General features: G+C 46.5%; 25 protein-coding genes. 3 read left to right on the top strand and 22 right to left on the bottom strand.

What is annotated here, in order from left to right; translation table 11 throughout:
* Positions 1-211: 211 nt before the first annotated feature.
* The 21 genes from lysA to KIK04_RS20050 form a co-directional block, all read right to left on the bottom strand.
* Positions 212-1543, bottom strand: coding sequence for a diaminopimelate decarboxylase (gene lysA, locus KIK04_RS20150; protein ID WP_232275365.1), 1332 nt, complete (start codon positions 1541-1543; stop codon positions 212-214).
* Positions 1544-1719: 176 nt separating this feature from the next.
* Positions 1720-3333 (bottom strand): spore germination protein, encoded by a 1614-nt coding sequence (locus KIK04_RS20145; protein ID WP_232275364.1) that lies wholly within the window; start codon positions 3331-3333, stop codon positions 1720-1722.
* 30 nt (positions 3334-3363) lie between these two features.
* Positions 3364-3816, bottom strand: a complete 453-nt coding sequence (locus KIK04_RS20140; protein ID WP_232278835.1) for a stage V sporulation protein AB — start codon at positions 3814-3816, stop codon at positions 3364-3366.
* Positions 3809-4453, bottom strand: coding sequence for a stage V sporulation protein AA (locus KIK04_RS20135; RefSeq protein ID WP_232275363.1), 645 nt, complete (start codon positions 4451-4453; stop codon positions 3809-3811). Before KIK04_RS20135 ends, KIK04_RS20140 begins: the two co-directional genes overlap by 8 nt.
* 248 nt (positions 4454-4701) lie before the next feature.
* Positions 4702-5457 carry an RNA polymerase sporulation sigma factor SigF gene (gene sigF / locus KIK04_RS20130; protein ID WP_232275362.1) on the bottom strand — a complete coding sequence of 252 codons (756 nt, stop codon included), beginning with the start codon at positions 5455-5457 and terminating at the stop codon, positions 4702-4704.
* 11 nt (positions 5458-5468) lie between these two features.
* Positions 5469-5924 carry an anti-sigma F factor gene (spoIIAB, locus tag KIK04_RS20125; protein ID WP_232275361.1) on the bottom strand — a complete coding sequence of 152 codons (456 nt, stop codon included), beginning with the start codon at positions 5922-5924 and terminating at the stop codon, positions 5469-5471.
* A complete protein-coding gene (spoIIAA, locus tag KIK04_RS20120; protein ID WP_232275360.1) occupies positions 5921-6274 on the bottom strand; it encodes an anti-sigma F factor antagonist in 354 nt (117 codons plus the stop codon). Before spoIIAA ends, spoIIAB begins: the two co-directional genes overlap by 4 nt.
* Positions 6275-6363: 89 nt before the next feature.
* Positions 6364-7593: a D-alanyl-D-alanine carboxypeptidase family protein gene (locus KIK04_RS20115; RefSeq protein ID WP_442951186.1), complete on the bottom strand. Its 1230-nt coding sequence runs from the start codon at positions 7591-7593 to the stop codon at positions 6364-6366.
* A gap of 193 nt (positions 7594-7786) precedes the next feature.
* Positions 7787-8263: a hypothetical protein gene (locus tag KIK04_RS20110; protein ID WP_232275359.1), complete on the bottom strand. Its 477-nt coding sequence runs from the start codon at positions 8261-8263 to the stop codon at positions 7787-7789.
* Between the two features lie 199 nt (positions 8264-8462).
* Entirely contained in the window at positions 8463-10271 is a 1809-nt protein-coding gene (cstA, locus tag KIK04_RS20105; protein WP_232275358.1) for a carbon starvation CstA family protein, read from the bottom strand.
* A 142-nt stretch (positions 10272-10413) separates the two neighbouring features.
* Entirely contained in the window at positions 10414-11376 is a 963-nt protein-coding gene (locus tag KIK04_RS20100; RefSeq protein WP_232275357.1) for a LytR/AlgR family response regulator transcription factor, read from the bottom strand.
* Positions 11351-13138: a sensor histidine kinase gene (locus KIK04_RS20095; protein WP_232278833.1), complete on the bottom strand. Its 1788-nt coding sequence runs from the start codon at positions 13136-13138 to the stop codon at positions 11351-11353. Before KIK04_RS20095 ends, KIK04_RS20100 begins: the two co-directional genes overlap by 26 nt.
* A gap of 166 nt (positions 13139-13304) precedes the next feature.
* Positions 13305-14633 carry a pyrimidine-nucleoside phosphorylase gene (locus KIK04_RS20090; protein WP_232275356.1) on the bottom strand — a complete coding sequence of 443 codons (1329 nt, stop codon included), beginning with the start codon at positions 14631-14633 and terminating at the stop codon, positions 13305-13307.
* A gap of 220 nt (positions 14634-14853) precedes the next feature.
* Positions 14854-15678, bottom strand: a complete 825-nt coding sequence (locus tag KIK04_RS20085) for a purine-nucleoside phosphorylase (protein WP_232275355.1) — start codon at positions 15676-15678, stop codon at positions 14854-14856.
* Between the two features lie 122 nt (positions 15679-15800).
* On the bottom strand, positions 15801-16985 hold the full coding sequence (locus KIK04_RS20080; RefSeq protein WP_232275354.1) for a phosphopentomutase: 1185 nt from the start codon (positions 16983-16985) through the stop codon (positions 15801-15803).
* Between the two features lie 181 nt (positions 16986-17166).
* Complete coding sequence (locus KIK04_RS20075; protein ID WP_232275353.1) at positions 17167-18159, bottom strand: site-specific tyrosine recombinase; 993 nt, start codon at positions 18157-18159, stop codon at positions 17167-17169.
* A gap of 165 nt (positions 18160-18324) precedes the next feature.
* A complete protein-coding gene (locus KIK04_RS20070) occupies positions 18325-18561 on the bottom strand; it encodes a DUF4227 family protein (RefSeq protein ID WP_232275352.1) in 237 nt (78 codons plus the stop codon).
* 150 nt (positions 18562-18711) lie between these two features.
* Positions 18712-19200 carry a ferric iron uptake transcriptional regulator gene (gene fur, locus KIK04_RS20065; protein ID WP_232275351.1) on the bottom strand — a complete coding sequence of 163 codons (489 nt, stop codon included), beginning with the start codon at positions 19198-19200 and terminating at the stop codon, positions 18712-18714.
* A gap of 160 nt (positions 19201-19360) precedes the next feature.
* Positions 19361-19996, bottom strand: a complete 636-nt coding sequence (gene spoIIM / locus KIK04_RS20060) for a stage II sporulation protein M (RefSeq protein ID WP_232275350.1) — start codon at positions 19994-19996, stop codon at positions 19361-19363.
* Positions 19997-20080: 84 nt separating this feature from the next.
* On the bottom strand, positions 20081-21382 hold the full coding sequence (locus tag KIK04_RS20055; RefSeq protein ID WP_232275349.1) for an endonuclease Q family protein: 1302 nt from the start codon (positions 21380-21382) through the stop codon (positions 20081-20083).
* A 22-nt stretch (positions 21383-21404) separates the two neighbouring features.
* Positions 21405-21989 (bottom strand): NUDIX hydrolase, encoded by a 585-nt coding sequence (locus KIK04_RS20050; protein ID WP_442951111.1) that lies wholly within the window; start codon positions 21987-21989, stop codon positions 21405-21407.
* Between the two features lie 59 nt (positions 21990-22048).
* Between KIK04_RS20050 and KIK04_RS20045 the strand changes: the two genes are divergently transcribed.
* Both KIK04_RS20045 and KIK04_RS20040 read left to right on the top strand, forming a co-directional pair.
* Positions 22049-22249: a hypothetical protein gene (locus KIK04_RS20045; protein WP_232275348.1), complete on the top strand. Its 201-nt coding sequence runs from the start codon at positions 22049-22051 to the stop codon at positions 22247-22249.
* 132 nt (positions 22250-22381) lie between these two features.
* Positions 22382-22987, top strand: coding sequence for a TetR/AcrR family transcriptional regulator (locus KIK04_RS20040; protein ID WP_232275347.1), 606 nt, complete (start codon positions 22382-22384; stop codon positions 22985-22987).
* Positions 22988-23090: 103 nt separating this feature from the next.
* Here KIK04_RS20040 and KIK04_RS20035 read toward each other — a convergent pair whose 3' ends face one another.
* Positions 23091-24224 carry a M20/M25/M40 family metallo-hydrolase gene (locus KIK04_RS20035; RefSeq protein ID WP_232275346.1) on the bottom strand — a complete coding sequence of 378 codons (1134 nt, stop codon included), beginning with the start codon at positions 24222-24224 and terminating at the stop codon, positions 23091-23093.
* A 99-nt stretch (positions 24225-24323) separates the two neighbouring features.
* Here KIK04_RS20035 and prli42 point away from each other — a divergent pair, with 99 nt between their 5' ends.
* On the top strand, positions 24324-24428 hold the full coding sequence (prli42, locus tag KIK04_RS20030) for a stressosome-associated protein Prli42 (protein WP_232275345.1): 105 nt from the start codon (positions 24324-24326) through the stop codon (positions 24426-24428).
* The last annotated feature ends 28 nt before the right edge of the window (positions 24429-24456 follow it).

The following is a 24456-nucleotide window of genomic DNA, read 5'->3' as shown; positions in this document are numbered from 1 at the left end:
GTAACAATAATTTAGACAATAACGTTAGTATACCATCCCCGCAACACCTTTCAAAGTACCATTAACAGACAACCTTAAATTCGATAACGAAAAAGCCATTAAAAAACACCCTAGCTTAGCCAAACAGCAGGTCGCTGCCTAGCCAGACTAGGGTGTTAAACATGTTACATCCTCATTCAAACGAAGACGTAGCTACGTTCACAAGTACCAATTACGCTTGAACCGTCTGCTTCTGCATACGCGCAGGGATAACATCGTTATTGACGACGTCTTCACGTGTTTCACGACGTACAACAACGTCCGCTTGACCGTCTTTTACAAAGACAACAGCAGGTCTTGCGATTCGATTGTAATTGCTGGCCATCGCATAGTTGTATGCTCCTGTGCACGTCACAGCTAACAAATCGCCGAATGCCACGCGTGGCAAGGATACATCCCAAATGAGCATATCTCCGCTCTCGCAGCATTTACCAGCAATCGATACAACCTCGCTCGTTTCTTCATTCGCACGGTTTGCTAATACAGAATCGTAGCGTGATTCATAAAGGGCTGGACGTGGGTTGTCTGTCATTCCACCGTCAACCGCAACATATTTACGAACGCCTGGTATTTCTTTGACAGAGCCTATCGTATACAACGTTGTACCTGCATCGCCAACTACGCTACGGCCTGGCTCGACCCAAATTTCCGGCAACTGCTCCGCAATGCCTGCAAAGTGCTGCTTCACGCCGTCCGTAATTGCTTTAACATACTCGGATACTTGCAACGGCGTATCGCCTTCTACATAACGAATGCCGAAGCCGCCGCCCAAGTTCACCACTTGGAACACGACGCCCAATTGCTGCTTGACTTCGCGGGCAAATTGCGCCACCCTTTCGACAGCCATTTGGAAGCCCTCTGTCTCAAAAATTTGCGAGCCGATATGTGAATGGACACCGAGCAAATGTAATTGCTCTGCCTCATGTGCTTGCTGGACCGCTTCAAACGCAGTTCCGTTGCCAATATCAAAACCGAACTTGGAATCCGTTTGTCCGGTCGAAATGTACTCGTGCGTGTGTGCTTCCACACCAGGTGTGACACGCAGCAACACGTTAACATGTCTGTTCTGTTCTTTCGCGATCGCGTTCAACAACTGAAGTTCAGTGAAGTTGTCCACTACGAAGCAGCCGATTTCTGCTTTCAACGCCATTTCAATCTCGTCCGGCGTCTTGTTGTTGCCATGGAAATGAATGCGCTCGGCTGGAAAACCAGCTTGAAGCGCTGTGTACAGCTCGCCTTCAGATACGACATCAAGAGACAAACCTTCCTCTTCAGCCAGACGACACATCGCCATGACGCAAAACGCTTTACTTGCATAAGCAACTTGGAATTTCAAACCTGAAGCGCGGAAAGCTTCCATATATTCACGGCAACGCTGACGGACAAGAGCTTCGTCAACGATATATAACGGTGTTCCAAATTGAGCTTTTAAGTCCACTACATCACAGCCGCCAACTTCTAAGTGTCCTTGCGCATTGATCGTACTCGTTCCATGTAAATACATCGATTTTCTCCCCGTTTCCCTATTATATGTGTATGTTCACATTGACTCATGCTGTTATACTCATCATTCACATTATGCTATCAATTGTTATATTGAGTATAACAGTAGCAGGTAAACGGGAAGAATGGACTTTTTTGCACATCTTTTGTATTATTCAAAACGAATACATAAGCGAGTTATGAATTCGCAGTTGGTGGCATCTTTGTATCGTCACGCGTTTTATTGAAACTTGGGCGTCTTCTCATATATAGCACAGGGTTACGGACGATGATGTTGTATAGTGCTTTCGCGTTAAACGGGATAAGCGGCCACAAATACGACGAGTTGTAGGAACGATGTACAGCCAAGTAAATAATGAACAACGTCGTCCCGATGACTAGCCCTGGAACCTTAAATAGAGCAACCGCGACGAGCAGCACAAGTCGCACTATCCGATTAGCAAGTCCCAATTCGTAGCTTGGTGTTGCAAACATACCTACCGCCCCGATCGCCATGTACAAAATAACTTCATTTACAAATACGCCCGCCTTAACTGCAACGTCGCCAACGAGAATAGCGGCCACAAGCCCCATCGCAGTCGCGAGCGGGGTTGGCGTGTGAACCGCCGCCATCCGCATGAGATCAATGCCTACCTCAGCCAGCAAAAATTGGATTATGAGCGGGATTTTCCCTACTTCCTGCGGTCCAATTATTTGTAAATGAGGTGGCTTTAAAGAGGGCTCTAGGACGAGCAATAGCCACATCGGGAGCAAAAACAAAGAGGCAAAAATGCCTACGAACCGCACCCAGCGTAAATAGGTGCCCATAAAGGGCGTCTGCCTGTTCTCTTCCGCATGCTGACACAAGTCAAAAAATGTAGTTGGCAAAATCATGACGGATGGCGACGTGTCCACAAAGATGACTACATTGCCTTCCAATAAATGTGCTGCTACAACGTCCGGCCTTTCCGAGTAACGAACGAGCGGATACGGGTTCCATCCTTTGTTAATGATCGCTTCTTCCAACTGCTTGTCTGCAAGCGGTAGCCCATCGATGTCTAGCTCTTTAATTTTGGTGCGTACAGATTCCACTTGGCTGATGTCTACGATGTCGTCAATAAAGGCAATACATACATCCGTACGAGTACGGCGCCCCACTTGAATGACTTCGTATTTCAAACCAGGATCACGCAGCCGACGTCGCACAAGTGAGATGTTCGTAAGCATCGTTTCGGTGAAACCATCTCGGGCTCCTCGTACGACCCGCTCTAGCGAAGGCTCCTCTGGGCCTCTAGAGGGAAATGCTTTTACATCACAGACGATAGCAGCCGATTCATGCTCTATAAAAAAAGCGCTTCCTCCAGCGAGTACTTTGTTAATGACTTCGCTCATTTTAGTCACTTTTTCCACCTGAACATGTGGAATATAGCATTCGAAAAATGCTTTCAGCGCATTAGCGGATACAGACTCCTTATCCAGCATCGTCAGTCGCGCTAAAATGACTGTCATCACATCGTCCTTAATAAATCCGTTCAAATAAAAAAGTCCTGTGCGACGTCCTCCAAACGTCATCTCGCGAAATAACACGTCAAACGATTCTTCTAGCCCAACAACATGCCTTAACGTATGCTTCGCTTGCTCAAGCTTCCATGGAATGGTATCCGAACCTTGCCAATATGCAACAGCCTCCGCGACGTTATTGGACAGTTCATTCTCCTCTTTTTGCATCACTTCCAATTGTTCCTTATTGATCGTATAACTCGCTTGATCCCGATTTCCACCGTGCTGCGGCGACTTTGACTTCGTCGTCATAACGTTTCATCCTCCTGCTGTACTTTCAATTCAACCCCTATATACAAACCAATCGAAAAGTGAGCCGCATATTTTTCCGAGTACCATTGCAATGAGCAAATACGTCAGTACAGTAGACATGCCTAGCCGCTTCGCTAAGATTGGCAACACATTGAGCACTTCAGTCAATGCCGCTGCTACTAAGCCAATAAATATGCCATCTAATAGGCCGATGATGGGGGGCAACCATTGACCTAACTTGAATTGAACGTACCAAAAATCAAGCGTAGTAAACGTAAGCGTGCCCAGCACCATCGCATATTCAAACCATTGCACTAAGCGATAGGAACCTGTTAATTGCGCCAAACGAGGTAACACGTCTAAGACGACAAAGACAGCTACAAAAGAGCCTCCGACTGCAATCCCTCCAGCCAGTCCAATAAAAGCGCCAATTGCTTGCTGTAACCCTGACACAGCCAGATTGTAAAGGGCCGCTTCATTCATCGCCATGTTGCGCGGAGTTCAGTCGCGCATACTTTTCTGTAATGATGTACTGATTTACATTTTCTTGATACATAAACATTTCCAGCTCAAGCGGGGTTGGCTCCTCATTTTTTTTGCTGCGAAAGATATGATTGAAAAATGTAAGCATTCCCACGCCGATGCCAATGGAATAACTGATTTGAAACACTGTGGCACTTGCATTTTTTTGACCCGTTATAAGCTCCATCAGTCGTTTATGAACTTCCGCCATGCTGACATCCGCATGAAAATTCATAATGGCTAGCCCTGACCCGCAAAAGAGCAGCATACAAACTAGCGCCACCAATACGAAATTAGGTTTTTTGGGCTGCTTCGCTATTTCAACGATGGTATGAGGGGCACCGTAGCATTCAATGCTCATCTCGGGTGCTACAAGCTTAATCGCTTGCGCGATACTGAGCATTTCGACGAGCATAAGCTTCCCGTCTGACCTCGTTGGCTGATTGAGAGGCAGCTTACTTAGTTGTGCAGCCCAATGTTCCGGTACGGTAACAAGCTCTGCTACATCACCTAATCGAATTGTAGTTCCAGGAGCAACTCGTGCTCGCCGCCGCAGCCTAATGTAACATGTTGCTTGCGTTGGTTCCGAGCGCACCATATTCACCACTCCTTCCCTTCCATTATGTTTAGTATGGTTGAGTTGAGGAGCATTATGAGAAGTTGGGAGCTTTGGAAAAGTTACCAATTCCATGGATGTCCCCTGTCAAACATCCATAACGCCGCTTGTCTAGCGTACATCCATGGTTAAGAATGTGGCAGTAAGCCATATTGGCAGACGAGGATAATGGACACAAAAATGCCCCTCAATCATGATGAGGGGCATACTAACATTTTACACCAAAGACGTTATTGTGCGATTTGCGCCTTGATTGACTGCAATATTTTTTTCTCCAACCTCGACACTTGAACCTGCGAAATCCCTAGCCTGCTCGCAACTTCTGATTGTGTCTGATCGCGAAAATACCGCAAGTAAACGATAAGTCGCTCTCGTTCATTCAGACCTTCAATCGCTTCATTTAAAGCAAGTTTATCAAACCAGCGCTCTTGCGACTCATCTGCGATTTGATCCATTAACGTTATCGGATCGCCATCATTTTCGAACACCGTTTCATGAATTGAAGTTGGCGGTTTATTGGCCTCTTGCGCAAAGACAACATCCTCCGGCGCAACCCCAAGCTCACTCGCCACCTCTTTAATCGTAGGCAGACGATTCAAGCGCTTGGACAGCTCGTCCTTCGTTTTGCGCACCTTATTCGCCATCTCTTTCAGCGAACGACTAACTTTTAATGTACCGTCATCCCGTAAAAACCGCTGTATCTCTCCGATAATCATCGGTACAGCATACGTGGAGAACTTTACATCGTAGGACAAATCGAATTTATCGACAGATTTAAGCAAGCCGATGCATCCGATTTGAAACAGATCTTCCGGTTCGTACCCCCGGTTCATAAAGCGCTGCACGACCGACCAGACAAGCCGGATGTTGCAGTTGACCAGTGTCTCTCTTGCCAGTGTGTCGCCCGCTTGGCTTAGCGCAATAAGCCGCTTCACTTCCGCGTCATCCAAATAACTGTGCGACGATTGCTTCAAATCGACTTTCATGGCTTCAACCCCTAATTGTAGAGCGCTTTTTTCGATTCGATCCGCTTTTTCATGCGGATAGTTGTACCGGCGCGGTATTGACTCGTAATTTCAAACTGATCCATGAAATTTTCCATAATTGTAAAACCCATGCCTGAACGATCCATATCAGGCTTTGACGTATACAACGGTTGACGTGCCAACTCGATGTCTTCAATGCCACGACCTTCATCAGCAACCGTTAAAGTAACTTCTTCATCTTCAATGACCGCTTCAATCGTCACCATTCCGGACGGATCATTATCGTAACCGTGAATGATACAGTTCGTAACCGCTTCAGATATGACCGTCTTCAAATCGGTCAATTCTTCAAGCGTAGGGTCCAATTGGGACACAAATGCAGCGACAGCGACACGGGCAAACGCCTCATTTTCCGATCGACTAGAAAATTGTAGCTTCATCACGTTGTTATGGATGCGTTCACTCATGATACGACCTCCAAACCGTTAAGCGCTGTGCGCTCATTATCGTAGACGTGGACAATTTTGAACAAACCTGACAATTCAAACAATCGACGAACGGCTGGATTAATGTTGCACACCGCCATTTTTCCGCCCTTACCCTTAATCTGCTTGTACCTCCCCAAAATGACACCAAGTCCTGAACTGTCCATAAACGTAAGTTCTCTCAGACTTAATACCACATGGTTTACATGTCCGCGTTGGATGGCATCATCTAGCTGAATACGTACAACTTCTGCCGTATGATGATCCAACTCTCCCCTCAGACGTGTGATTAACACATTTTGCTGATGTTCTAATTCAACCTGCAAATTCATGCGTTCACTCTCCTCCCAGCTTTGACGAACCAATTCGTTAAATTGAATACCAATTCCTGCTAGGCGACAAAACTAGAACGTACACGTCGTTATTTGACAAAAAACAACTTCCCGCAAGTGCGCTTAAACAGCGTCCACCAACCTGCTTTCGCCACATTTTCATTTGCTTCGACAGGGAATTCACGAATGATCTGATCGCCCTCATACACGACGATACGACCGATCGGTTGTCCTGCATAAATAGGGGCGCTTAAAGATTCAGGTGCTACCAATTCATACCGAATCTTGGCATTCGCAGCCCCTTTCTTCAACAGCACGTTATATGGCCGCTCCGCTTTTAGCTCGATTCGTTCGACCATACCTTTTTCGATGCGGATATCCCCAATCTTGTCACCAGATTTCAAGAGCGGCACATTCGTATATTGAGCAAACGCGAAATCAAACATTTGACTCACTTCTGTGTTGCGTGTTTTGGTATTCGGTTCACCGAGCACCACAGCAATCAACCGCAAATTGTTACGTTTAGCCGTAGCGGACAAGCAGTATTTGGCCTCAGACGTATAGCCTGTTTTTAACCCATCAGCGCCTTGATAGAACTTTACAAGCTTGTTCGTATTGACGAGCCAAAACTTTTTATCGGTGTTCTGCCGTAAATAGTCTTCATATAGCCCCGTATATTTCGTCACATTCGGATATTGCAGTAGCGCCTGCGACATAAGTGCAATATCATGCGCAGACGTATAGTGATTGTCAGCAGGCAGCCCGTTGCAGTTCATGAAATTCGTATTTTTCATTCCTAATTGCTTTGCTTTGTCGTTCATCATTTGCACGAACGCTTTTTCGGAACCGGCAACCTTTTCTGCTAAAGCCACAGATGCATCATTTCCAGATGCAAGGGCAACTCCTTTAAGCATGTCATTCACTGTCATTTCTTCGCCAGGCTCCAAAAAGATTTGGGAGCCACCCATAGATGCTGCATATTCACTTGTGCTTACTCGGTCTGTTAGCTTGAGCTTCCCTTGATCAACCGCTTCCATGACGAGCAGCATCGTCATAATTTTTGTTATGCTGGCAGGCGGCAAGCGGTCGTGACTATTTTTTTCAAAAATAACGGTTGCTGTATCTGCATCTAATAGCACTGCTGAACGAGCACTTTGAGCTAATTCCGCTCCCGGAGCAGCTGGCCCGGTAGTCGTCCGACTCTCGCCACTCGTGATTGCATCCGTTGGAATGTCAGCTATGCTTGCAGCAGTTGCTGCTGGAACGAGCATACTTCCTGCCAACATGACACAAACAAAAGAGCAGAACCATCTGTTCAAACGATTCAAACAACGTCCCTCCTATCACGATGTACACAATCTTAGACACTCCTATATTCCAAGATGTGCCTTTTATTTATTGTTGTCCGAACTTAAATAAAATATTCCAATTCGGACCGATGCAACGCACAAAAAAAGCACAGAGCAGCGATTATGCATGCTACTCCGTGCTATCGATGAAACAGAGATGGAATTATAAGATACGAGTCAATTCGTCATGAACGAGTCGATGCGTCGGATTCAGTTCATCTGCCGCTGTTTTACCAAACACACCTACTAGAACTCTGCTGCTATTTACGCGAACCTGTACTTCGAACTGGGCCAAAGCGGCTACATCAGCCGTAACAAATGCGGATGAATTAGGGGGAATGGTTACGGTCTGAGTACTAACAAGTACCTTTACACCATTAAGCTTAAATACTGTAACGACTGCTGTCCGCGTGAAAGCACTGTTGTTTAACAGCTTGGTAAACACAGTGGCCGAAAAATTGGTAGCTGCATTTTCTAAGGGGCCTGTGGAGTAAACTCGAATAACAGGTTTTGGTTTTGGGCAATGGGGTTTTTTACCACTAACTTGTGGACTTGCCTTTTTCACCTGTGAACTCACCTTTGTGGCCTTACCTGTCACCTTTGAACTTATTTTTGTCGCTTTTCCAATCGGTTTTTTCACTGTTTGCCACCTCCATCTCCGAGATTAATATATATAATGCTAGAGCTGCCAAGTTGGTCAGAGACAACTTACAGCCGACATAACACTAAATTAATAGAAAGTGGTCTTGGAGGTAAAAGGGCTTCTATTTGCAGCTCAATATGCAAAAAAAGCCCGATGCTTTATCGCACCGGGCTTTACATGATCGATTTAAATGCGCTTACGCACTTGCTGTTGCGCCTTTTGAGCTATCCAGCTTCGTACGTGGGTTGTTCCACATTTCAATCCATTTTTTAATTGCTGCCACCATGATGATCATACCAAGAACCAACATAATGATAGATAAGCTAGCGTTCATTACACTGTAACCTTTAGCTTCTACGTTCAAGTACACATTCGTAATCATCCAGTAGCCTGCATAGTTTACCGTAATGAACAAGTAAATCAATGGGATCAGACAAGTCAACATATATCTACGCTTATCTGCAATTTTAAGTATAATAGTTGCCCCGATAATCAAGCCGATAGATGCCATCAACTGATTGGATACACCGAACAGCGCCCATACGGAGCCAATATCGCCTGAGAAGAGCAAGTAACCCCACATAAAGCAAGCTAACGCACTGGCAAAAATAGAACCTGGAATCCAATCCACTCGTTTGAGCGGCTTGTAAATTTCACCGAAGAAATCTTGAATCAAGTAGCGAGATACACGCGTTCCTGCATCGATTGCTGTCAAAATAAATACCGCTTCGAACATAATGACAAACTGGAAGAAGAACGCTGCCATGTTCTCAAACCACGGAATCTTCGTGAAAATGTACGTCATACCTACGGCCAATGTAACCGCGCCGCCTGTTCGACCTTCTAGATCCAAGCCGATTTGCTGCGCCAATTCTGGCAAGTGAACAACTTCCATACCAAGCGTCTTAAACACTTCTGGCGTGGAGTTAATCGCAAAGTAGTCACCTGGTTGCAACGCTGTCGCTGCAATCAAAGCCATAATTGCAACCAAACATTCAACAAGCATTGCGCCAAAGCCGACCGATTTAATGTCGCTCCAACGATTAATCATTTTAGGCGTCGTACCCGAGCCTACAAACGCATGGAAACCTGAGATGGCACCGCACGCAATCGTAATCGAAATGAATGGCCATACCGGGCCAGCCAAAATTGGGCCGCCACCGTTAATAAATTCAGTAACCGCTGGAAACGGAATCGCAGGGTTAATGACAAATACACCAATAATAAGGGCGATAAACACGCCGATTTTCATAAAGCTACTCAAGTAGTCACGTGGTGCTAACAGCAACCATACCGGCAGTGCCGCCGCAAAGAATGCGTATATTGGCAACATAATCGCCAACGTGCTTGCATCAAGCGTCAACCAGTCGCCAAGGACTGTTCCTTGAATGTACGGACCAGAGAATACCCCGATCATCATCAAAATAAAACCAACGGTTGTTGCGACTTTCAAATTGCCTGTCTTTTTATGATACAAGCCTACACCCATCGCGATTGGAATCGTAATACCGACCGCGAACGTCCCCCATGGGTTATTCTCCAACGCGTGGAGCACGACCATGGACAAGCCTGCCATTGTAATCGTAATGATGAACAACATCGCCAAACCTGTACAAAATCCTGCAACAGGCCCCAGCTCTTCTTTAGCAACTTCAGACAACGATTTACCTTGCTTACGCATCGAAGCGAACAACACGACCATATCGTGTACCGCTCCACCGATAACCGCACCGATCAACAGCCATAGTAGACCTGGTAAGTAACCGAACTGAGCTGCTAATATCGGACCGACAAGTGGTCCAGCCGCAGCAATCGCTGCAAAGTGATGACCAAACGTTACCCATTTATTTGATGGAACGTAATCTTTTCCGTCTTCCAGCTCGTGAGCTGGCGTCGGGATTGAATCATCCAGCTTCAATACTTTAGCTGCCATGAACGTTCCGTATAAGCGATACGCGATCATAAGAATACATATCGCACCGATAACCATTGAAACCGCATTCATAGTTATGCTCTCCCTTGCTCTTAATATACGTTTATCATACTAGATGAAAAACGAAATAGAGCGTTTTCATGATAAAACGCATAACTTATGGGCTGAGTTACATAAAATGAATGCTGAAATGCAAACGTGATCGCACCCCTTTTTAAAATCCGAAAATATGTTTCAGCTCTTTCATATACGTTCGGCTGACAGGCACACTTGAACCGTCTTCCATAATCAAATTGTATGTCGAATGAAACCATGGTTGAATCTCAACAATTTGATCCAAATTAACGAGAAACGCCCGATGCACACGTACGATCGAGGAATGCTGCAACTTCCGTTCAATCGTGACGAGCGGTTCGTTCACTTTGTACGTCTGGTCCTTCGTCACAAACTCCGTCTTCCCCTCAACGGAAGTAACGTACACAATCGTACGCACTGGTACGACAACAATGCGATCCTCCACCGTGATCGCAATCCGCTCGGTTCGTTCGGACTGCGCAAATAGCGCGACTGGCACGACTGGCGCAGCATGAGGAACCCCTGTATCTTGTAACGCAAACGTACCATTCGCCAACTGTCCACCTGTTCCCAGGTTAGGCTGAGAAAAGTGCTGCGCCTGCTGATACGGCTGCTGCTGCTGTTGATCATGTCGTTGACCCTGCTGATCCTGTAGTTGACTCTGTTGCTGCTGACGTTGACTCGGTTGTTCCTGTTGCTGACTCTGGTGCTGCTGTCCCATACCTGAAGCCCTTTCGCGCAACCGAATCATTTTGTCGACCGTTTGCTGAACGCGGCATTCATCAAATGGCTTTAAAATATAGTCACTAGCATTCAATTCGAATGCTTTAAGGGCATATTCATCGTAGGCTGTAGCAAACACAACCTCCGGACGTGATTTCACATCGAAGGCAAGCAATTGCTTCGCAATTTCAAGTCCGTTATCTTCGGCTAATTCAATGTCGAGAAATACGACATGCGGCTGATGTTGCTGAATCAGCTCCAACGCTTGTTCCATCCCCTCAGCCTCTGCAACGACCTCCACTTGCTCGGAGCGCCGTAACAAATAGGCCAACTCATCTCGTGCTAGCGGCTCATCATCCACGATAATGGCCTTCAACATGCTGATCACTCCACTTGTTCTGATTTATCGGCAGCATAATCACAACTTTTGTACCTGCCCCAAGCTCACTTTCAATTTGGAAAGAAGCATCTTGACCGTATAATTCCTCAATTCGTTTACTAATATTGTGTAGCGCGGTCCCTGTTCCCTCTATCGATTTAACAGCGTGTTTACCAAGAGTTTGCAGCAGATCAGGTACGATACCTTTACCGTCATCCTCTGTTATTAATACCATATGTTCCTGTTGTTTAAAGGCACGTATCGTCACATGACCACGTCCATGTCTATTTCCCTTGCCAAATGCATGCCGGATCGCATTTTCCACTAAAGGTTGGAGCGTGAATGGCGGAACTGCAACCTTCTCCAGTGCAGGATCAATATGCAGCGTAACTTCATATTTATCTGGAAACCGTGCTTGCTCTAACGACAAGTAAGCCTCAACATGCTCCAATTCTTTTTGTAGTGGAATGAGTACGTGACGCGCTCCTTGCAAATTGCTGCGGAAAAATACACTCAACTTTAAGAGCAATTGACGCGCTTGCTCTGGATTTTTGCGACAAAGGGCCGAAATCGTATTAAAAGCATTAAACAAAAAATGCGGATGCACCTGAGCGTGCAACGCCTTAATTTCCGCATCTTTCAGCAGCTTGCTTTGCAGCTCTGCTTCCGCCAGCTCTAACTGGGTCGAAAACAGTTTGCCAAGCCCTTCTGCCAACTCTTGCTCCACCGAATCAAGTCGATTCGGGCTCGTAAAATATAATTTCAACGTGCCTACTGTCTTGCTATGCACAATTAGCGGCAGTACGATGGCTGCTTGCAGCGGACACGACTGATGCGTGCAATGAATTTCCTCGCGCGTCTTCGCCTTATGAATACGGCCGCTGTCCAACACCTTTTTCGTCAGCTGTGTCACAATTTGCTGGCGGGTTATATGGTGATCGGCTCCCTCGCCAATATGTGCTAACACATAATGCTCGTCCGTAATCGAAATGGCATCTGCATTGGTTAGTTTCAATATGACCGCTGCCGCTTCACGGCAAGAATGAGCATTCAAGCCTTGGCGAAAATAAGGCAGCGTCTGATCGGCGATATAGAACGCTTTGTGCGTTTGCAACGCACGTGCACGCTCTTCTTCTTGCAGCATGGACTGTATAATGAGCATAAATAGCAGCGTGCCAAAACCGTTGACGACGATCATCGGAATCGCAATAATACTGACAAGCGCAAACGCAGCCTCGGGTGGCTTCGCCGTCATCACAATAATGCTCATCTGCAAGCATTCCATCACGATCCCAATCGCCGCAGCAAGCCATGGTGCATTGTTCCGATGCTTTAAAAAGCGCTTGCTAATTAAGCCGGTCACAATTCCGGCAGCAATCGTCGAGATACCGCATGCAACAGCCGTATATCCACCTAAAAACAGGCGATGCACACCTGCAAGGAGACCTACACCTGTTCCAACAAGTGGCCCGCCAAGCAAGCCCCCAATGACGACCCCCATAATGCGCGTGTTGGCGATAGCACTTTCCGCAGCGACATCCGCTTGCCAGCCATGCGGTGCCACAACGCTGCCTACGATTTCAACGCCTGTGTAATTACTTATAATTCCAAATGTTCCAAACACGACGATTAGTAATGATTTTTCCGCTAATCCGTGCTCATTATGAATAATTTGCCGAAACGATTTCATGCGGGATAATAAAAAGGCAACCGTGATTAAGATGCCTACTCGTTCCAGCATTAAGGGCAGTAAGCTAAGCAACGGCTTCACCTTCCTAAATGTTCTGAATGTTCTAAATGATCTGAATGGCAGAATCAGAAACACAATTACTTCCCGTTATATACAATCATCTATAACAAAAAACCGTTATGCGACGAACGTGAAGACACGCTCGCTGCATAACGGACTTTTCGTTTACGTCGTTAAGTTACACAAAACGCTGTACACCGTCTTTAGTGACGATTGCGTATACAAGTGGTTTTGCTGCAACGTCTGCTTGCGACAGCTCGTATGCTTTAATGATACGGTCTTTTGCTTCTTCAACACGCTTTGTATCGTTCACGTGCAAAATCGCGAGCGTATCGCCTACGTTTACTTTGTCGCCTACTTTTTTACGCAAATCAAGGCCAACAGCCAAGTCGATTTGCGATTCTTTCGTTTCGCGACCAGCTCCAAGCAACATCGCAGCTACGCCGACATGCTCAGCTTGAATCGCTGCTACTGTACCTGCTGCTACTGCTTTAACTTCAATACGCTCGCTTGCGTGCGGCAACAGGCTTGGATCTGCGATCATCGATGCATCTCCGCCTTGTGCTTCAACAAGCTGCTTGAGCTTCTCTAATGCGGAGCCATCAGCCAAGTGGCGCTCCAAAATTTCGCGCGCTTCTGCATCTGTCTTCGCAGCGCCGCCCAATACGAGCATGTAAGAACCGAGAATAAGCGACAATTCGCGCAAATCTGCTGGTCCGCCATTGTTAAGAGTCATGATCGCTTCTTCAACCTCAAGCGAGTTACCGATCAAGTGGCCAAGCGGCTGATCCATGTCAGAAATAATACCGACTGTTTGGCGGCCCACTTCTGTTCCGATATCAACCATTGCTTGTGCCAAAGCGATCGAATCGTCCAACGTTTTCATAAACGCACCACTGCCCGTTTTAACGTCGAGAACGATTGCGTCTGCGCCAGCAGCAATCTTTTTGCTCATGATGGAGCTTGCGATAAGTGGAATGGATTCCACTGTCGCTGTAACGTCACGCAAGCTGTACAATTTCTTGTCAGCAGGTGTGATGTTACCTGTTTGTCCGATCAAGGAAACACCGATGTCATTAACTTGGTTGAAAAATTGCTCTTCTTCGATCTCTACTTGGTAACCTGCGATCGCTTCCAATTTGTCGATTGTACCACCTGTGTGACCCAAGCCACGACCAGACATTTTAGCTACAGGTACACCTGCTGCTGCAACAAGTGGAGCAAGCACGAGGGATGTTTTGTCGCCTACGCCGCCAGTGGAGTGCTTGTCAACTTTAATCCCTTTGATTGGGCTCAAGTCGATTTGGTCACCTGACTTCGCCATTTCTAGCGTCATTACAGCTAACTCTTTAGGCGTCATTCCTTGGAATACAATCGCCATTGCCAAAGCTGCCATTTGGTAGTCAGGCAAATCACCTTTACTATAACCACCAATAAAGAACTTAATTTCTTCCGCGCTCAATTCTACTCCGTCGCGTTTCTTCTGAATAATGTCTACCGCACGCATCGTACGTCCTCCTTCGTCTCATCAGCTAATCTTTGTTCGTAAAAATGATTCGAGTTACAGATGCACTTGCTGCACGAATGACTTCATGCTGTCGTATATCATGATGTCTATGCTAGATGCAAACGACCGAGACTCTTCACACATTGAAAGCCATACCGAAAGCGTATACGCTTTCGGTACATACTATACACTTTACGATTTACACTTCATATGACCTAAATTACATCTTAGGAATAACAGTCATTACAAGCTTCAAGAATTGCTCTTTCACTTGCTCTGCTGTTTCCATAACTTCATCATGGGACAACGGCTGGTCAAGAATGCCCGCAGCCATGTTGCTGATGCAAGAAATGCCTAGCACTTCCATGCCCGCATGGCTTGCAACGATAACTTCTGATACCGTCGACATGCCGACCGCATCTCCGCCCAATGTGCGCAACATGCGAATTTCAGCAGGTGTTTCATAGTTAGGTCCTGTCAAGCCGACGTAAACGCCTTCTTGAAGGGAAAAATTCATTTCAGCAGCCACTTCTTTCGCAAGTGCGCGCAAACGACGGCTGTAAGCTTCCGACATATCTGGGAAACGAACGCCCAGTTGCGAATCGTTCGGTCCGAACAATGGATTGCGGCCAGTCAAGTTCAAGTGGTCGCTAATAAGCATCAAGTCGCCAGCGTTATAGGAAGTATTAATACCACCTGCTGCATTCGTTACGAGCAATTTGTCGATGCCAATTGCTTTCATAACGCGTACCGGAAACGCTGTCAATTCAGGGCCGTAGCCTTCATACATATGGAAGCGGCCTTTCATCAATGCGACGGAACGACCGTGAATTTTACCGACAAGCAATTCGCCAGCATGTCCCTCAACCGTAGATGTTGGGAAATGTGGAATTTCATGATAAGGAATTGTAACAGCTTCCTCAACCAAGTCTGCCAATACCCCTAAGCCGGAACCCAAAATTAAACCGATTTCTGGCTTGAATGACACGCGGCTTTGAATATACGAAGCTGCCTCTTGAATTTGTGCATAAGACGTTTGACTCATAACACTTTCCCCCTGCTCCCTAATTTGCATTGTAGTTATGATTCCATCTTTATATCCATCATAGGATGAACGATTACCATCGTTGGCACGTCCATCCTGCTTGATAGCTTAATTATGACTTCTTAGAACAATTCGTTCAAGAAGCTTGTTCCAATAGCTGGTTTCGCTGCACCAAAGTTATCTGCGATCGTTGCGCCAACATCAGCAAACGTTGCACGAATGTTAAGGTTGCGTCCTGCTTTAATGGACGGGCTGTAAACCAAGAGCGGCACGTATTCACGTGTATGGTCCGTTCCTGGATGTACCGGATCATTACCGTGGTCTGCTGTAATGATGAGCACGTCCTCTGGGCCTGTAAGTTCCAACAATTGTGGAACCGCAGCATCGAACTCTTCCAATGCTTGTGCATAGCCTTGTGGATCACGGCGATGTCCGTACAAGGAGTCGAAGTCTACCAAGTTCGTGAACACCAAGCCTTCAAACGATTGTCCGAGCAAATCGATCGTCGTTTGAATACCGTGTGCGTTGCTCTTCGTCGGGTGAGATGCTGTAATGCCTTCACCAGAGAAAATGTCGTTAATTTTACCGACCGAAATAACGTCCTTGCCTGTGTCATGCACAGCGTTCAACACAGTAGGTGCTGGAGGGCTTACTGCATAGTCGTGACGGTTCGGCGTACGCTTGAACGCGCCTGGTTCACCTTCATAAGGGCGCGCGATTACGCGACCAACTGCGTAAGGATCTTCCAACGTCAAACGACGCGCGATTTCGCAAGCACGGTACAGTTCATCCAACGGGATAATGCCTTCGTGCGCTGCAATTTGAAACACGCTGTCTGCTGACGTGTACACGATCCAAGCGCCTGTTTTCATTTGCTCTTCGCCATACTCGTCCAACACTTCAGTACCGGATGCAGGCTTGTTGCAAATGACTTTGCGTCCTGTTTCACGCTCGAAAGCTTCAATCAGCGGTGCTGGGAATCCTTCAGGGAACGTATTGAAAGGCGTCGTAATTTCCAAGCCCATCAATTCCCAGTGGCCTGTCATTGTATCTTTACCGACCGAGATCTCTGCCATTTTGCCGTACACCGCTTGTGGTGCATCAACAGGCTTAATTGTACCCAAATCAGCGATGTTTGCCAAACCGAGCTGCTGCATATGTGGGATTTTTACATTAGGAACTTGTTCAATAATATGTCCAAGCGTATGACTTCCTGCGTCACCGAACTTTTCAGCATCTGGAAGTTCACCAATACCTACGCTGTCCAAGACGATAACCGTCATACGACGAAAACGTTGATTACTCATTCCAATCTTCCTCCTTCGTGTCCTCTTAGCTTGTCTAAAGTTGTACTGACCCATACGATTATTAGCTATGCGACGCTAAAGAGTCAAGCTTATATCTAGCCAACTTGCATACTACGATTTTAAACGTTTTTGCATTTATGCTAACTAGTCTATTGTGAAAAATCATTGAACAACTCGTGTTTCAATCCGCTTGCCGTCGTGCCCGTGGATGTGCATTCGAATAAACGTCTTTCATGCTCGTTTTATTCATCAAGTGCACATAACGCTGCGTAGCCGCGATATCGGTATGCCCTAGCATTTCTTGAACCGCACGTACATCTGCACCATTGTTCAGCAAATGTGTGGCGAACGAGTGCCTTAATGTATGCGGTGACATTTTTGTTTCAAAGCCAAGGGCAGCTGCATACTTTTTCAACAATTTCCAAAAGCCTTGTCTCGTCATGCGCTCACCATGTCGGTTTAGAAAGAGCGCTCCATAATGATCTGCATGTCCTGCCTGGTCTACATGGTCTGCATGGTCTAGTGCCACATCTATTGCCTCTAACCTTTCATGCTTCGCACGCTTGTCCAAAAAGGTCGCACGCGATGCTGATAAATAAGCATTTATCGCATCGACAGCTGCTTGTCCAAGCGGAATAACCCGTTCTTTGCCTCCACTTTCGCAACGCAAAAAGCCAAATTCCAAATGGATATCGCTTACATTCAAAGCGATTAATTCAGATACGCGAACGCCTGTGGCATATAGCGTTTCCAACATGGCCCTATCACGAATGCCTTGAGCGTTAGACGCGTCAGGGGCAGCGAGCAATTGCTCTGTCTCTTCCAATGAGAGTACAACGGGCTCGCTCTGCTTCGCCTTTGGGCGTTCAAGGCCCATCGTCGGGTCGTGTACAACTTCACCTATGCGAATAAGATAATGAAAAAAAGAGCGAACGGCTGCCACTTGGCGTGAAATCGTAGAGCTTGCGCGGCCGTCCCGCTTCATTTGCAGCATATAATGATTAACATGGTGGGCGCGAATGTCTTCGCCTGCCGTAACCCCATGATTAGATAGCGTTTGCACAAAGCCCCGCACATCTCTTACGTAAGCGTCAAGCGTATGCGTTGACAGTTGACGCTCATCGGTCAAGTAATTGAAGTATCGCTCCATCTGTTGTTCAAACTTGCTGCTCATGCCCATTTCTCCTACTCGTGCGGTTTACTTTTTCCCCTACTCTTATTTCTTTCCACGCTCATTCGACAAATTCCTGCTTGTAGAGCCCGTTTCACCCGCGAAAAGCGGAAGTACATTTATCCAATTATGGTGCATGCAGGAGCTCATATGTACATATTGTGCATTTCATTCGCCTAACCAGTAAAATAATCGTAGCCGTTCGGTGAACGATGCAGGCTCAAGAACAGCTTGTAGATCGGTTTGAAATACTTTGACGGCTCTCCCTTGTGGTTCACGATAACGATCCACGGGCGCTATCCAGCTTCCAAACGTATCAAAAAGCTGTATCAGCACATAAGTCAGAACGAGAAATAAGGCAGCGAACTTACATTTCGTAGATAGCTTGCGCAGCGATATAATCATAGTAACCAGTCTCCTTACTCATAAAAGACGTCGTTACCATTAATTTATGAGTAACGGACGGGCGTTATGCTTGTACGCATAGAACCATTTAAAAAGCCCCAGCGTAAACCGCCGAGGCTTTGTCCGTTACTCTCATTTGAATGGGCCAAATTACTGACTAGCTTGCTGCCCTGACTCGATCTTTGTCTGCGCTTCTAGTTCTTTCTCGTGACACTGTTTACAGATGCCGTGAAAATCAAGACGATGGTCAATAACCATAAATGTAAACTCTTTCTCAAGACGCTCTTCTAAAGGTCCGAGCCAGTCTTCTTGAATTTCCTGCATTGAACCGCATTGTACACATATAAGATGGTGATGGTGGTGCTTGTTGCTTTCTCCGCGTAAATCATACCGCGCAACTCCATCGCCGAAATTTAACTTCTCCACGACATGCAGCTCATTAAGTAATTCCAGCGTACGATAAACGGTGGCAAGACCGATTTCAGGCGCCTTTTCTTTTACGAGCATGAAGACATCTTCAGCACTTAAATGATCTTCCTCATTCTCAAGCAGCACTCGAACAGTTGCTTCGCGCTGCGGTGTCAGCTTGTACCCTTGGGATTGCAGTTGTTGTTTAATCTTCTCAATCCGCGCTTCCATGGTCTCCCCCCTTGCCCGCCAAGCCGCATTTCTACTCACTTATATCATTATAGGGGGTGAGCGCAAGCAGTGTCAAATCTTTTACGATGGGTAAATCAACAAACAGGACTTTAGATCTGGTTTATTCGATTGGCTTATCCAATTAGCGAATATGATTAGCTTACCCGACTTGTGTAAACAACGAAGCTGCCCATTGCATAAGTGGTGGTGAAATCCATGTGACCAACGCAGCCACAACGATCATACCTCCTGCTGCTCCCCCATGCGTCACGATATATTGTTTCAAAGGCTCGCGTGAAGCATTCATTTTCGGTATAAGTAATCGGTGTTTTAAAATATGGAAGGCCAATGCTAACGAAGCCACACTGCACATTAGCACAAGTGGTATGGCAATCAAGTTAGGTGGAGCTACCGAGACGAAGGCAAACAACATACCCTTCCATGAATATTGGCTCACTAATGTTCCGACCGTAAAGCCGACAAGCGTCCCTTTTATAAAATCAAGGGCTAAAATGAGTGGAAATCCGATGATCGATATGCCTAACAAGGCTATTACACCAATCCACTTCCAATAAAACAGCAGAGAGGACCAAAATTGCTCGCTACGATCAGCTGACCGTTGCTCTGTCTCGACCGTCACAAAAAATTGGCCTAGATGACGTGCAATATCTTGTTGTTGTTCAAAGGTCAGGGCATTGACAAGCAATGCCCCAAATACAACGCCAACGACAAACAACACCGTGACGAACACATAAAGATGAACTTGGTTGTGGAACGACTGTGCAAGCAACTTCATGATTCAGGCAACTCCTTCTTCCGAAACGACCGTTATCATTCCACTTTTATGCGCGTCCTTGTCCAAATATGCTCGTCACAGCTTCTAAGTCGATAACACCTTGCCGTAAATCCCACCACCTCCGCTTTGCAGCTCCAAATCGCCGCGTCTAGCCTTATCAATCAGAACGGCTGTCTTTTCTCCGACGACTTCGGTTAGCTGCTGCAAGGTCGCATTATGCAGCACGGCCATTTCCGTACCAAAATGTGCAAGCAAGCGGTTATATGTCTTTGGTCCCACTCCAGGAATGTATTCGAGTGGGAATTGATGAATGTACGGTGGTCGGTGCTCTACTCGATGAGGCAGCGATCGGTCTGCAATTTGTTCGATGCGGTCCAGCACACCTCGCACGAACTTGCTGCTCCCGCAATGTTCGCACACGCCTGCTGTCGAGCCGCTCGTGTGGATGCTGAAGCATAAGGTACAGCTTGTGCGATGATACTTACCAAGCCGCGGATTCAACCCATAATTGGCACTAACATGCCGACCGTGCTGTCGATGTACAGCAAGCGCCCACTCTTGGAACGTGGGCGCCGCTAACTGTAGCGCATTGTATTCGCGGGCAATTTTGGCTAGCGAATGAGCATCTGAATTCGTAAGCCATGTGTAGCGGTCCAGCTCAGACAATAAGCCGGCCATGTCGCTGTCCGCGCTTAGCCCAAGCTCTACTGCGTCGATAAGCTCCACATCAAGCACATCGGCTAGCTTGTCCGCACAATTGCCATACACACTTTTGTGTGGCGTGAAAATGTGCGCCGGAATGAATAGCCCTCCGTGCGCGATTGTTTCTGCTTGCAGCGCGCGGCCCGATACATATACACGCTGGGTGGAAAGCGTCATATTCGTAATATGCGGCGTCAACCAAGCCGAAAAACGCTTCATAGCCGCAAGTGACGGCAAATAGCACAAGACGTGAGCCGCACCTCGGCCAGGTTCACGTATTTCCAGCTCCGTGCCTAGTAGCACGGTCGTTTGTTGATAGCGTATTCCGCCTTCTGGTAGTTCTTCCATTTCCCCAGCATCGAGCAGTTCCTCGATGTCCCTCAACACGCCTGGGGCATGGGCATCAATGACGCCGATTAAATGCAGCCCTTTTCGTTCGGCGGCCTCTTTGGCAATCGCCTCAAACGTAAGATTCCGGCTAGCGCTTATTTTTACGGGCTCCTGCCTTGATGTACGACCAATATGAATATGAAAATCACCATAGTATGTATGCAAGTCCGCCTGCGGTACAGGAGCACGTTCAGTCGCCTTGCCAATATCCCCATTGCTACTGCTGTTTCTGTTGTAATCGCTGTAGCTGTTACTGCTGTTACCGCTCTTACTGTTGCTACTGTTATTGCTCATAGTACCTCACTCTAAACGTGTCTTATACCGGCCAAGATCCTGTTAGCTGACGCAAATGCCAAGCATATAGGGCACTAATCGTCTTCGCGTCACTAATTCTCCCTTGGCGCATAGCTTCATAGGCTTCCTCAATCGTCAAGGCGCTCACTTCGAGAAACTCGTCCTCATCGGTGTTCATTTCACCCTGTTCTAAATCTTCAGCCGCGTACAGGTGAATAATTTCATCTGCAAAGCCTGGTGATGTATAGAATGAACCAATTCGAGTCAAATGACTCGCTTTCAGCCCCGTTTCTTCTTCTAATTCACGCAATGCTGCATGCTCTGGCTGTTCATTCGGATCTAGCTTACCCGCCGGAATTTCGACTTGAGATTTCCCGAGCGCTTTTCGATACTGTTCGACCACGATCATTTTATTGTTAACTATCGCTAACACAGCTACCGCACCTGGGTGACGGACAATTTCGCGTGTTGCTGTCGATCCATTCGGCAAAGTTACAGTGTCCAGCTGCAAGGAAATAATTTTCCCGTTATAGATGGACTTCGTTTCAGTTGTTACTTCTTCAAATAAATGTTGCCCAACTCGTTCATTATTAGATGTGTTCATCATTTCACTCTCCTCGGCGCATAACTTCATAATGCAGAACATAGTTATTATAACAGAATGGCTTGTCCGTTTCGAAAAAGTTGAAGAGTGAGGGTGCCGATATGAAACAATTGTGGTCTGAACAAGATATGCTGCTCGTTGGAAAAGGTTATGAGATCCAAGCAACATTACGTAGACTTATGATGCGTGACGGCGCACAAGCGCCACTGGCAACAACACTGCACAAACAGAAGCGAATCCATAACCGCAACAGAACCAATTGACTTTACGCATTTGTTGTATATATAATGAAAACGATTTTATTTGACCGTTCGTTCGAATAAAGGTGTCAGAGAAGCAACTTAGTCAGCTTGTCATCAACCAAGAACGACACCTTGCTAGGAGGAGTAAACAAGATGGCCCGACGCACAGCAGAAGAGGCAGAACAGACCAAACAACTAATCGCGGCGACCGCTGAACGACTATTTATTCAGCACGGCTATCAAGCTACTTCCATGGAGCAAATACGGGAACAGTCCGGCATGAGCAAAGGAAGTATTTACTATCATTTCAAAAGTAAAGAGCTGCTGTTTATGTATGTTCTAGACTTACATTTAGAACAATGGATTCAAGCTTGGTATGACTCCCTTGTTGCCGGCATGAGCGCGACTGATAAGATGTATGCACTCGCCGAACATTTTGCACGCGACTTTAATGACCCGCTCCTGAAAGCTGCTGAAGAATTTTCACTTTCTAACGCCTCTAACCCCGAGCATCTAGAAACGCTGTTGATGTTAACACGTAAACATTTTCCCGTGTTGAAAGAAGTTCTAACACAAGGCATACAATCTGGTGAGTTCAGCACGACGTTTGATGTGGACAGGCTTACGTTGTATTTATACAATTTATTAGCTGGCCTGGGCGTACTCTCTTTAGAAGAAGAGCAATCTGAAGCAGAAATCATCTCCATGCATCGGGATGCGATACGTTTGTTTCTAGGCGGCGTGTCTAGGCGTTCATAAGCAATCGCAATGACCTTAAAAATAAAGAAGGCTTGAACCATGGCACATCCAAGTGCATCAGGTTCAAGCCTATTTTAATTGCTAACTTGCTCAAATCGATAAATTAAGCTGACTTTACGGCTTGGCGAACAATCGCAATGACCAGTTCAGTCGTTTTGACCAGATCCGAAATGAGGATCCGTTCTTTAGTCGTATGAATATGCTCGTAACCAACCGCAAGGTTTACGGTTGGCACACCCATGCCGTTAAAGACGTTAGCGTCACTTCCACCACCGGAATGGAATAAGCTTACGTTCGCGCCAATATCCTCAATGGCACGCGCTGCAAGTTGTACAACTTCATCCTTTTCCGTGAAGTTGAATGCCGGATACACGATTTCGCTCTCAAACTCTGCACGAGCACCGTGCTCCTGTGCAGCAGATTCCAATGCTTCCTTCATGGCCGCGACTTGATTCGTAACTTTATCTTGTACAATACTGCGTGCTTCAGCGTCAAGTTTAACGAAATCGCATACGATGTTCGTCGCACCGCCACCTTCAAAACGACCGATATTAGCTGTCGTTTCATGGTCAATACGTCCAAGAGACATGCGTGCGATCGCTTTACTTGCTACTTGAATGGCACTAATACCGTCTTCTGGATTTACGCCTGCGTGAGCGGATTTTCCATAAATTTTCATAGAGATTTTAGCTTGTGTAGGCGCTGCGACTGCAATTGCACCTACCTCACCGTTCGAGTCAAGGGCATAGCCAAGATCCGCTTGCAAATAGCTCGAATCCATCGCGCGTGCACCTACAAGTCCGGATTCTTCACCTGCTGTAATGATAAACTGAATTTGTCCGTGCGCTTCGCCTGATTCTTGAATCACACGAATAGCTTCAAACATAGCTGCGAGGCCTGCTTTGTCATCCGCTCCAAGAATAGTCGTGCCGTCGCTCGTTATGTATCCATCATCGTCGATTTGTGGATTTATACCTAGACCTGGTGTTACCGTATCCATATGGGAAGTAAAGAACAGACGCTTCGCGTTCTCCGCACCCGCCGTTGCTGGCCATGTCACGATCAGGTTTCCTGCAGCGTGTCCTGTAACTGCAGCTGTGTTATCTTCAACAACCTCTAAGCCTAAATCGGAAAATTGTTGCTTTAATACATCGCCAATTTCACGTTCATGCTTCGTTACGCTGTCTACTTGCACCAAATCAACAAAATGTTGAACAAGTCGTTGTGGTTGTACCATACTCTTTCCTCCAGACAAAAGATTCGTTAGAATAGATAGTAGTGTATTTCCGTATTTCAATTGTTAATAGAAATGCCTAAGAAAGGAGCTTTTGTGATCATGCAATCCAACCGTTGGTTTAAAATAGTCGTATACGTGATGCTAGCTGCAATGATCGGTTCGACGTTACTACTTCTTCTTGAGCCGTTGTTCTACGGTCAATAAGTCGCTAAAAAGCACTAACCTAATTCCT

It is taken from the genome of Paenibacillus sp. 481 (genome assembly GCF_021223605.1).
In the GTDB taxonomy this organism is placed as follows: domain Bacteria; phylum Bacillota; class Bacilli; order Paenibacillales; family Paenibacillaceae; genus Paenibacillus_B.
The sequence above is the reverse complement of the archived record's forward strand: the minus strand, read 5'-3'. Positions and strand labels throughout refer to the sequence as shown.

Bases quoted from the DNA above. Each gene is read 5' to 3' on its own strand.
- spoIIAA (WP_232275360.1), bottom strand. From the start codon at position 6,274: ATGAATTTGCAGGTTGAATTAGAACATCAGCAAAATGTGTTAATCACA.
- prli42 (WP_232275345.1), top strand. From the start codon at position 24,324: ATGCAATCCAACCGTTGGTTTAAAATAGTCGTATACGTGATGCTAGCT.
- KIK04_RS20080 (WP_232275354.1), bottom strand. From the start codon at position 16,985: ATGAGTAATCAACGTTTTCGTCGTATGACGGTTATCGTCTTGGACAGC.
- KIK04_RS20070 (WP_232275352.1), bottom strand. From the start codon at position 18,561: ATGATTATATCGCTGCGCAAGCTATCTACGAAATGTAAGTTCGCTGCC.
- KIK04_RS20090 (WP_232275356.1), bottom strand. From the start codon at position 14,633: ATGCGTGCGGTAGACATTATTCAGAAGAAACGCGACGGAGTAGAATTG.
- fur (WP_232275351.1), bottom strand. From the start codon at position 19,200: ATGGAAGCGCGGATTGAGAAGATTAAACAACAACTGCAATCCCAAGGG.
- KIK04_RS20135 (WP_232275363.1), bottom strand. From the start codon at position 4,453: ATGGTGCGCTCGGAACCAACGCAAGCAACATGTTACATTAGGCTGCGG.
- KIK04_RS20085 (WP_232275355.1), bottom strand. From the start codon at position 15,678: ATGAGTCAAACGTCTTATGCACAAATTCAAGAGGCAGCTTCGTATATT.
- lysA (WP_232275365.1), bottom strand. From the start codon at position 1,543: ATGTATTTACATGGAACGAGTACGATCAATGCGCAAGGACACTTAGAA.
- KIK04_RS20145 (WP_232275364.1), bottom strand. From the start codon at position 3,333: ATGACGACGAAGTCAAAGTCGCCGCAGCACGGTGGAAATCGGGATCAA.
- KIK04_RS20100 (WP_232275357.1), bottom strand. From the start codon at position 11,376: ATGTTGAAGGCCATTATCGTGGATGATGAGCCGCTAGCACGAGATGAG.
- KIK04_RS20055 (WP_232275349.1), bottom strand. From the start codon at position 21,382: ATGAGCAATAACAGTAGCAACAGTAAGAGCGGTAACAGCAGTAACAGC.
- cstA (WP_232275358.1), bottom strand. From the start codon at position 10,271: ATGAATGCGGTTTCAATGGTTATCGGTGCGATATGTATTCTTATGATC.
- sigF (WP_232275362.1), bottom strand. From the start codon at position 5,457: ATGAAAGTCGATTTGAAGCAATCGTCGCACAGTTATTTGGATGACGCG.
- KIK04_RS20035 (WP_232275346.1), bottom strand. From the start codon at position 24,224: ATGGTACAACCACAACGACTTGTTCAACATTTTGTTGATTTGGTGCAA.
- KIK04_RS20075 (WP_232275353.1), bottom strand. From the start codon at position 18,159: ATGAGCAGCAAGTTTGAACAACAGATGGAGCGATACTTCAATTACTTG.
- KIK04_RS20050 (WP_442951111.1), bottom strand. From the start codon at position 21,989: ATGATGAACACATCTAATAATGAACGAGTTGGGCAACATTTATTTGAA.
- KIK04_RS20140 (WP_232278835.1), bottom strand. From the start codon at position 3,816: ATGAATGAAGCGGCCCTTTACAATCTGGCTGTGTCAGGGTTACAGCAA.
- KIK04_RS20040 (WP_232275347.1), top strand. From the start codon at position 22,382: ATGGCCCGACGCACAGCAGAAGAGGCAGAACAGACCAAACAACTAATC.
- spoIIM (WP_232275350.1), bottom strand. From the start codon at position 19,996: ATGAAGTTGCTTGCACAGTCGTTCCACAACCAAGTTCATCTTTATGTG.
- spoIIAB (WP_232275361.1), bottom strand. From the start codon at position 5,924: ATGAGTGAACGCATCCATAACAACGTGATGAAGCTACAATTTTCTAGT.